This window comes from Leptotrichia sp., assembly GCF_057270615.1.
This window is the reverse complement of sequence record NZ_DBHIXN010000052.1, coordinates 1-10,374: the sequence shown is the minus strand read 5'-3', so window position 1 is coordinate 10,374 and position 10,374 is coordinate 1. Positions and strand designations below refer to the sequence as shown.

The following is a 10,374-nucleotide window of genomic DNA, read 5'->3' as shown; positions in this document are numbered from 1 at the left end:
TGTTTTATTCATTATGATTTCGGCAGAAGCAGCATCATTTATTATTTCAGCATCATTTATTCCCATTATTCCGGCAGATTTTCCACCTGACATTTCTATTTTCTTTTTATTAGTCGCTTTTCCACCGTCTGACAATATTCCTACTGAAGCCGAATTAGGATCGGTATTTGTAGCTAAAATCTCTCCACTATTCTCAACTTCAGAACCATTTTTGCCAAATATTCCCACTGATTTTTTACCTTCTATTTTAATTATTCCATTAGATTCATTTGTTGCTTTTGATTTTTCGGCTAAAATTCCTACTGAAGAGTCAGCTTTCATCGTAACTTTATATTTATTATTTATTATAAAATTATCTTTACTAGCTGTCACATTTTTACCATAAATCCCTACTGATTCTTCTGTTGCAACTTCAATTTCTCCACTAGTTTCATTTGTTAAAGTTAATTTTCCTTTTGCAGAACTATCTAATTCTCCATAAATTCCTGCATTTTTTGTTTTTCCTGAACCAGTAATTTTAATATTACCTGAATTTTTTACAAATTTATCAGAAGTTGATGAAGATTTTGAAAATATTCCTGCTGATTTTTCATCTTCTGTAGTTATTGTTCCACTATTTGTTACATTACTATTTTCAGCGTATATTCCAGCTGATGAACCTTTTTCAACTATAATTTTTCCACCTGAAGCATTTGTTAATTCAGAATCTGCTAACCCTAATATCCCAACAGAACTAGCTTTTGTCATTATTATTTTACCAGTACCTTCATTTTTACCATTACTTGCATTAGCATAAATACCTACTCCAGAAACTCTTGAAGATTCCAAAGTTCCTGCATTTTCAGCTGTAGAACTTTTATCTGTTCTATTTTCTCCTTTTGTCGCAACCAATCCAACTTGAGTATCTGTAACTAATTTCACACCACTGTCAATTCCAACTGTTGAACCATTGTTCGCTGATAAAACTGAAGTAGAAGCATTTCCACCATTAGTTATAGTGTAATCTCCATCTAAAAGTGCTTTTCCATTATTCGCTGCAAAAAAGATAGTTGCACCTGCACCAAAATTTGTTATATTTATTTTATCTTTTGAATCATTATTTAAATATTTTTTCAATGAAGGACTTGTAGAATTTCCACTTAAAAATCCAAATGTTGAATTTTCACCAAGCGACACATCTAATTTTTCTCCAGATTTTATTCTAAATGTGTTATTAAATTTTTCTGAATCTGATGAATAAAGTCCAACTGCTCCTTTTCCAATTGTTAGTAATGAATTTGTTCCAAAATTAACTTCTGCATCTCCATCTGAATAAAATCCAATTGTAGTTCCAGCATCTGCTCCAGTTCCGCTTTCTTCTAATGTGATTGGAGCATTAATATTTACCTTCCCTGTAGCACTTTTCACATAAAATCCTGTAGCATTTTTTCCAACTAATATACTGGCATTCGTACCACTATGATTAAACTCATATTTACCTTCCGCATAGATTCCCGTATTTGTGTTACCTATTAAATTCGTATTTGAATTTTGATTAGCATTTACATATATCTTACCAGTATTATTAAATGTAATTTTATTTGTCTTACCATTTAACGCAACAGCTGTGTTCCCTGTATCTTTTGCTGCTGTCACTTCAATAGTTCCTGAATTTGCAAATTCATCCTGTTCCCCATAAAATCCAACAGAATTTGTGGAATCTGCTTTTACATTGATTGTACCACTATTTGAAGATGTCCCTCCTTTTATCAATGCAAATCCTACTGATTTTTCTCCTTCTACATAGATTTTTCCATCATTAATACCTCTACCATGATTAGTTTTATCTATTCCCTGTTGCATATCATCTAAAGCTCCAGTAAATTTAGAATAATTTGAACTATTATTAACGACAAATCCATAATTTGTTTTACCTTTAACTGTAATAACAGAAGTAGATTCAGCTTTTATATCTCCAGATCTTAAATATTTACGACTTGAACTATTATTTCCATTTACTTTTCCATCATTCAAGTCAACCGATGTATCTCCAACATAAGCTCCTACAGCATTTGTAGCATCTTTATTTATATTTATTATTTTTTTCAATTCAACAAAATCAGGTGTTGTTAAATTAGGCATTCCTACAGGAACTCCTGTAAATACTCCCACTCCTTTTTTAGAATTAATATTTATCTCTCCGTCAATCTTAGCTTCTTGAATATCATGTAACAGACCAATAGCAATACTGTTTTCTCCATTTACATTTATCACACCTTTGCTTCCATTATAAACTCCACTTTCAAATCCAGAAACAGTAGTATTCCCAAATTCCCCACCTGGATTTACTATTTGATTTCCAATTTTTCTTTGAGATTTTAAATCTTCATAATATCTTTTAAATGAGTCTTTAAAAAAAGTTATAGGAAGTCCTTCATTAAACACAGTTGTAATCCCAAAGCTATTTTTCCCATTTATATCTATTTTTTTTTCATTAATAGCTTTCATTGCAACTTTTCCACGATTATCCTTTGTATTTATTTTACCTATACGTATTGGAGCATTATTCCATTCCTTACTATTTGCTGGAACCCAATTATGAGGATCTTCTGGCTTTAATTGAAAAGCTGCACTATCATCTGCATTTAACGTGATAGTTCCCTTGTTTATCATTTCAGTTAAGGTCTTATTATCTGAAGCATCTGGATTATTAAATCCAAAAGCAACTTGATTAGTATTGCCATTTCCCTTTTCACCTATAATATTTCCGTCATTAATAGCCGTAAATTTTATTGCAGGTTTGTTACTAGGATTACTATCCTTGTTCAAATGTGTACCTTGAATATCAATTGCAACATTTCTACTTCCTTTAAGATTTATAGTTGCACTATTTGTAAATTTTTGATCATCATAAGCTTCATCTAAGACAAAAACCCTATTGTTATCAACCGTTACATTAAAAGTATATTTTTTATCTACATTTGCATTGGTAATGTATTTTGAACTTAATGTTATATAATCTTTATTTCCTAACTCAGTAATATTATGTGTATTATTACCTCCAGCTTCCCAATCTTTCCATGTTAAATCTTTATATTTTGCATTCCCAGTAGGATCAATAGAAAAATTTATTGGAGATATAACAGGTGCATTTATTTCTGGTAACTCTACTTCACTTGGTTTAGCTATCGTCAATGGTTTAATCACCGGCGGAGTTACGCTAATATTAATATTCGGTGTTTCTGGTGGTGTTATACCCAATGTAACCTGTGGTGCTTCCAAAGTAATATTTATATTTGGTGCTCCAATTGCTTTTGGTTCACTTGGAGCAACTGGATTTTTTATATTGATGTTAATTGGTTTAACATCCGGAAATTTTATATACGGTGCTTTTATTGGTTCAGTTACCTTCAAATTAATATTTGGACGTACCACTGGTCTTGGCATATCAATTTTTGGATTTATTGTAATTTCCTCTTTTGATACTGATTTTGGACGTACATTTGCCATTATCTGGATTTCCACTTCAGGCTCTTGAACGTGCAGCAATGAAGCTAGTCCGTAAGTATGTTTTCCTACTGTAGAAGTGCTAAGTGAAGAAGTCATATAGCTTTTTCTTCTGTTTGACAAAATTCCAGTATCTGCCCAGTTACCACGGCTGTAGATGCTGTTGAACGAATACTTATAGGCTTTGTCGCCTCTTCCTTTATAAGTACCGTTATTGCTTGATACAAAGGTATTTGCACCAAATTGCCATGAACTCCATGGAGATTTTACAACTTGATCTCCCTGTTCCATTAATTGAACTAGTTCTAAATCCAGCTCTTCTATTGTTTCTTCGTTCGCTTTTTTCTTTTTTCTGATTGCGGTACGTGTCTTTTCTGCTGACATTACCAGTTCTTTGTTTAGCCGCTCATAAAGAACATTTGAAGATGTATTTATCCCAATTGAAAAAGTTATCATTCCTGTTATTAAATATGAAAACAGCAATGACTCTGTATATTTTACATCTTTTGCCCTTTTAGCAAAGGCTTTCAGGTCTTTTTTTGCCTGTCTTAAATTGTTACTCATGATTTCTCCTTTTTATATTTTTATAATTTAATTTTTATTTAAAGTTTTTTAATATTTTTTCCCTTTTTTTAAAAATTTTTTTTCATAAAACTGCATCTAATCCACAAAAATCCAATGTTTATTCAATTCTTTCAGTTTAATTCAAAAGAAATTTGAATATACTTTCAATCTGAACTTATTACATTATATCATTTTTTTATTTTCATTACAATATATTTTTATCCTAAAATTTTTTTTGTTGTTTATAAATTGCATTATTTTTATATTTAATTTATATAAAAAAAATGATAACTGCTGAACAATGAAAAATAAAAAATTTGTTCTTTATCTCTTGATTTTTATTGAAAAAAATGATAATATATTGTGTAACTTGCGTATATTGAATTATATAGCATTTTATTTCATAAGTAAAAATTATTGAAAGGAGAAAATAAATGGCACATTCAAAATCATCTAAAAAAAGAGTTTTTATTGGTGAAAGAAATGCAGCTAGAAGTCAAGCTATTAAAAGCAGAACTAGAACTTTCGTAAAAAAAGTGCTTGCAGCTGTTGAAGCTAAAAATGTCGACGAAGCTAAATCAGCATTAAATGCAGCATATAAAGAATTAGATAAAGCTGTAACAAAAGGTGTTCTAAAGAAAAACACTGCATCAAGAAAAAAATCTAGATTAACATTAAAAGTTAATTCATTGGCAAATTAATTTTTTTGCCATTGATTGATTTTAAAAAAATTTTTTTAAGATTAATAAAAATAAAAGACTATCCCATTTTTAAGATAGTCTTTTTTATTTATATTTCAAAGTTTCAAAAGATTAGTTTTTTCTAAATAGCGAACAAATCTCCATTATCAGCATATTAACTCCAGTTTCCATCTCGATTTTTCCCATTTTTATATCTCTTTCAATTTCCCAGCATCTAAAAACTAATTTTCTTAAATTGGCATTTGTATAATTTGATTCAAGTTCCAGCTTTTTAAAAATCACATAAGAATTTGGAATTCGGTTATTAGATTTAAAAACTTCCTTTATTTCCTCAAATTCCATTTTGAAAGTGTTATAATTTCTACTAAACTGGCGTCCTCGTTTTTTTAATGAACTTATTTTATACATCGTTTCAAGCTCGCTGTAAAGAGAATACAAAATTCCCATATATTCTTTCTTCTGCTCCAAATATCTCATTACATCCGCTGGATTATTAAGCAATATATTCCGTGTCATCTCATAAATTTGATATTCCTTTTCAACCGACACAACATTTTTTATTTTTTCAATATCAAACTTCTCTCCATTCAGAAAAATCTTAATTTTCGCTACTTCATTTCTAACTTTAAACGGATTGTTCCCAATCATCTCCAAAAGCAATGCCAGATCCCTGCCGTTTATTCCCAATTCATCTATGACATAGGCCCGTATTTCCTCCTCAGTCTCCTTCTGAAACAAAAAAACTTCCATTTTCTTATTTTTTCCCAGTTCACCCAGCAGATTTTTTAACTTTACCCCAAATTTCCCATCTTCTTTATTATAATCAATAACAATTTCCTTATTTGTGATTTCAAGTTTTGATATATATTTCAAAATTTCCTCAATATTTTTCAGTTTTTCTGCCCTTTTTAACACAACCAGTTCCTGACTTGAAAATATCGAATTAATATTAATTTTTTCCAAAAATTTTTCATTTTCCTTTAAATCTGCATCAAAAAAGCTTTCACTAATCCCCACATTTTCTTTCCGTATTTTTTCCAAAATCTCAAAATACTTAAATTCCCTCTGTTTTTTCCCTCCAATAAAATAAATCATTTATTTCCTCGCACTTTTAATCTAAAACAAAAAAATGTCTTCTAATTTTATTTTTTTACTCATTAATTCAAACAACTAATCCTTAGGCACATCATAAACCTGACGACAAACTGGACATTCTAAATATTCTTTTCTACCACTTATTGGAAAAACTGGTATCCAAAACAAAGTAAACCAGTCACGATATTCCATAAAATTCCAGTCAGATGTGTTGTTACATCTTGAACAATGACAGTTTTCTAGTGTTCCTAAATTTTTAAATTTTCTTTTTGTTCCAAATACTAAAATCATTTTAAATAAAGTCACCTCTTAATTTTTGAGTAAAATTGCTCCCACTCCTATAAAGTGGGAGACATTATTAATCTTCTTTTTCAACTTCCAGCAATTTCAATCTCAAATCATCTTCAAGAACTTGTTCTTCAATTCCCGCAGGTGCTCCAGTCATCAAGTCTTGCCCTTTATTAGTTTTAGGGAATGGAATTACTTCTTTTATTGAATCTTCCTTCAACATTGCCATAAGCCATCTGTCAATTCCGTAAGCAAGTCCTCCATGTGGTGGAACCCCATATTTCAACACTTCCAAGAAGAATCCAAATTTGTCTTCTAATTCTTCTTGACTAAATCCTAATTTTTCAAAAACTTTCGCCTGTAAATCTTCATCGTGAATTCTAATACTTCCTCCACCAATTTCATAACCATTTAAGACAATATCATATGAATCTGTCTTAATTTTTGCAAGTTCATTCGTATCAAGATATTTTCTATCTTCTTCCTTAATCGAAGTAAACGGATGGTGTTGCGCTTTATATCTATTTTCTTCTTCACTCCATTCAAACATAGGAAAATCAACTACCCATAAGAATTTAAATGCATTTTTGTCAATTAATTCCAACTCTTCTCCCAGTTTCAATCTCAATGCTCCCAATCCATCATGCACAACTTTATATTTATCAGCCAAAATTAACGCAACTTCATTATTTTTGATTCCCAATTTTTCAATAATTTGTGTCAATTTTTCTTCCGAGAAGAATTTCGCAATTGGAGAATTTATCTCTCCATTTTCATTCATTTTAATATACGCTAAACCTTTTGCTTTAAAGTATGTTTTCACATAATCTTCCAAATCTTTTATATATTTTCTCGAGAATTTTTCCGCATTTGGTGCAACAATTGCTTTCACATTTCCACCATCTTTCAACGCATTTTCAAAAACACCAAATCCACAATCAGCAGTTTCTTCTGACAAATCAATCAATTTCATATCAAATCTCAAATCTGGCTTATCTGAACCATAAAAATTCATTGCATCATCATAGCTCATTCTTGGAAATTTTTCAGTAATTTCAATTCCTGTAACATCTTTAAATACTGTCTTCGTCAATTCTTCAGCCATTGAAATCACATCTTCTTGCTCAACAAACGACATTTCCACATCTAATTGAGTAAATTCAGGCTGTCTGTCCGCTCTCAAATCTTCATCTCTAAAACATTTTGCTAACTGATAATATTTGTCAATTCCAGAAACCATAAGTATTTGCTTAAACAATTGTGGTGATTGTGGCAATGCATAAAAATCTCCTTTGTTAGTTCTACTTGGCACAATAAAATCTCTCGCTCCTTCAGGTGTCGCTTTTGCCAAAATCGGAGTATCAACATCCAAAAATCCATTTTCATTCATAAATTTTCTAATTGAAAACAGCATATCGTTTCTTTTAATAATATTATTCAACATTTTCGGTCTTCTAATATCCAAATATCTATAAGTCAATCTCATATTTTCACTAAGATTCCCAGTTTCACTAATTTCAAACGGTAACTGTTTCGCTCGACTTAAAACTTCAATTTTTTTAGCTTCAATCTCAATATCCCCAGTTGGAATATTTTTATTTTTACTACTTCTTTCAGCCACAACTCCTGTAACCTTCAAAACCCATTCATTCTTATATTTTCTAGCTTCCTCAAAAAGCTCACTCCCAGAAACTTCCTCATTCAACAAAACTTGAGTAACCCCGTATCTATCCCTCAAATCAATAAACACAAAGTGCCCCAAATCTCTAACTTTAGAAATCCATCCTGACAAAGTCACTTCTTCGCCAATATTTTCCATTCTTAATTCATTTAATTTATAGTTTCTATACATTTTCTTTCCTTTCTTTATTTAATGATTTTATATTTTTTCTATAAAATTTAATACAATCTATTTTTTTACAATTTATTTTATTTCATTCCAACTTTTTTCCACAACTTTTTGCATTTCTATCACATCTTTTGGTAATCCTTCAACAGTTATTTCATAAAGCTTGTCTTTCACAATAACACCATTTTTAATCATTGATTTCCCTTGAAATTCTGTCAATACAAACCGCATTCCTTTATAACCATTCAAAATTACTGGTTCTAGGGACATTTTATTTTCAGAGACTCCTGCTTTTTTATATTTATCATACACATTTTTTAACATTTTTTCTACTGCCTTTTCTGAATTCATATTTTTGTACTCTTTAGCTAAATCATATGATATAAGCGTGTAAATATCACCATTTCCTTTGCTTATTTGCATTGCATATACTGGTAATCTAACATCAGCAAATAATGTCCAACCTTCTGTTTTAGGATATTCGATAAAACCTACTTTTTCATTTCCAAATCTACCTTTTTCAAAATATTTCATCGAATCCATATATATTTTTCTCTTTTCATTTTCAACTTTTTCAACTATCTCTTGTCCCTTTTCTGAATTCAAATCTAATAAACATTCAATATGTCCAGCAGGTTTATAACAATTTTCAGAATATAAACTTAATGAACTAATCAAAAATAACGCTGTAAAAAATATCTTTTTCATCTTCATACTCCTTTAGATTTCTTATTTCAAAATCTTCAAAACTTCCTCAAAACTGTATTTTTCCTGCTCCCCAGTACTAAATTTCTTAACCGTAATCACATTTTCATCTCGTTCTTCTTCCCCTAAAATCAACACATATTCAGCATTTTCACGGTTTGCCTTTTTCATTTGTGCTCCAAAACTTTTTGCATTATAGTCAAAGTTTACTTTAATGCCATTTTTTCTAAGTTCATTTACTGTTTTCACAAAATATTCTTTTGTATCATCGAAATAAATCACATAAATTTTTTCTTCATTTTCAGAAATTATAGAATCGTCCATTAACATTGCAATTCTTTCCATTCCAGCGGCAAATCCAATTCCGGGAACTTTCGCATTTCCTAATATTTCAAGCAATCTGTCATATCGTCCACCCGCTAGAACTGTCGCCTGTGACCCCAATTTATTCGATTTAATTTCAAAAACCGTGTCCGAATAATAATCAAGTCCTCTAACCAATTTATCATTCACGACATAATTCACGCCCAACAATTCCAAATATTTTTTAGTATCTTCAAAATATTTTTTACTTTCTTCATCCAAATAATCGTAAAGTTTTGGTGCATTTTTAAACTCTTCCTGATCACCTTTATCCTTAGAATCCAAAGCTCTCAAAGGATTTTTCTCATATCTTTTTTGCGAATCTTCACTCAATTTATCAAGTCTTTCAAACATAAATTTTTTCAAATCTTCAATATATTTTTTTCTCGACTCAACATTTCCCAAGCTGTTAATCTCCACAACTAAGCCAGTAATTCCAAGCTCTTCAAGAAAATCACAACCCATTTTAATAATTTCTGCATCTAAATAAGCACTTCTCACACCAAACATTTCCACTCCAGTTTGATGAAATTCTCTCATTCTACCTTTTTGCGGTGCTTCGTATCTGTACATTGGACCATTGTAAAACCATTTCACTATTGGAGAAGACTTATGAAATCCAGCTTCAAGATATGCTCTTACAACTCCAGCAGTTCCTTCTGGACGCATTGTGACATTTCTTTCTCCCTTATCCTTGAAATCATACATTTCTTTTGAAACAACATCAGTTTCATCTCCAACACCTCTTCTAAAAAGCTCCGTTTCTTCTAAAATCGGCGTAATTATTCTCTCAAATCCATATTTTCCAAAAACTTTTTTTGAAGCATCTACAATCGCATCGTATTTTTTCACATCATCAGAATATCTATCTTTCATTCCTTTTAAGGCAGCTATCATATTTTTTTCCTTTCTTAAATTAATATCGTCAATTTTATTTTATAGATTATTATACCACAATTGGCTAAAGATTTTAAGATGTGGGATTTCATAATTAATCTTTTCATTCAACATCTTTATTTGTAAAATCACATCTAGTTAACTGCTCCATCGCATGTTTTCTTATCATTTCTTCATCACTTTGTAACAATAATTCCAATTTCTCTTTCGCCTTAGGAGTATTTATATCCCCTAAAGCAAAGCAACATTTTCTCACTAATGCGAAATTATCATCCCAACGGTATTTTTCAAAATTTGAAGTTGCTAATTTATAAAGACATTCTACCGTAGACGGCAACTCCATTTCCATGAAGTAAATAGCAATATCTTCGTGTTTTCCATGCCATTCTTCTTTTGTTAATTTGCATAAAATATCAACAAATTTTT

General features: G+C 30.4%; 8 protein-coding genes. 1 reads left to right on the top strand and 7 read right to left on the bottom strand.

Features of this window, described 5'->3' with window-relative positions; all coding sequences use genetic code 11:
- The coding region (locus tag ACO409_RS08630; protein WP_485556392.1) for an autotransporter-associated N-terminal domain-containing protein at positions 1-4,050 on the bottom strand (4,050 nt) is incomplete at its 3' end.
- A 434-nt stretch (positions 4,051-4,484) separates the two neighbouring features.
- Here ACO409_RS08630 and rpsT point away from each other — a divergent pair.
- Positions 4,485-4,751, top strand: a complete 267-nt coding sequence (gene rpsT, locus ACO409_RS08625) for a 30S ribosomal protein S20 (protein ID WP_485556390.1) — start codon at positions 4,485-4,487, stop codon at positions 4,749-4,751.
- A 111-nt stretch (positions 4,752-4,862) separates the two neighbouring features.
- Here the strand turns inward: rpsT and holA are convergent, their stop codons facing one another.
- The 6 genes from holA to ACO409_RS08595 all read right to left on the bottom strand — a co-directional run.
- A complete protein-coding gene (holA, locus tag ACO409_RS08620) occupies positions 4,863-5,846 on the bottom strand; it encodes a DNA polymerase III subunit delta (protein WP_485556388.1) in 984 nt (327 codons plus the stop codon).
- Between the two features lie 75 nt (positions 5,847-5,921).
- Positions 5,922-6,137, bottom strand: a complete 216-nt coding sequence (locus tag ACO409_RS08615; protein ID WP_485556386.1) for a zinc-ribbon domain-containing protein — start codon at positions 6,135-6,137, stop codon at positions 5,922-5,924.
- A gap of 67 nt (positions 6,138-6,204) precedes the next feature.
- Positions 6,205-7,986 (bottom strand): aspartate--tRNA ligase, encoded by a 1,782-nt coding sequence (gene aspS, locus ACO409_RS08610; protein ID WP_485556384.1) that lies wholly within the window; start codon positions 7,984-7,986, stop codon positions 6,205-6,207.
- A 72-nt stretch (positions 7,987-8,058) separates the two neighbouring features.
- Complete coding sequence (locus ACO409_RS08605) at positions 8,059-8,691, bottom strand: hypothetical protein (protein ID WP_485556382.1); 633 nt, start codon at positions 8,689-8,691, stop codon at positions 8,059-8,061.
- A gap of 21 nt (positions 8,692-8,712) precedes the next feature.
- Positions 8,713-9,948, bottom strand: coding sequence for a histidine--tRNA ligase (hisS, locus tag ACO409_RS08600; protein ID WP_485556380.1), 1,236 nt, complete (start codon positions 9,946-9,948; stop codon positions 8,713-8,715).
- A 103-nt stretch (positions 9,949-10,051) separates the two neighbouring features.
- Positions 10,052-10,374: HEAT repeat domain-containing protein (locus tag ACO409_RS08595; RefSeq protein ID WP_485556378.1), on the bottom strand; the 323-nt coding region annotated here is incomplete at its 5' end.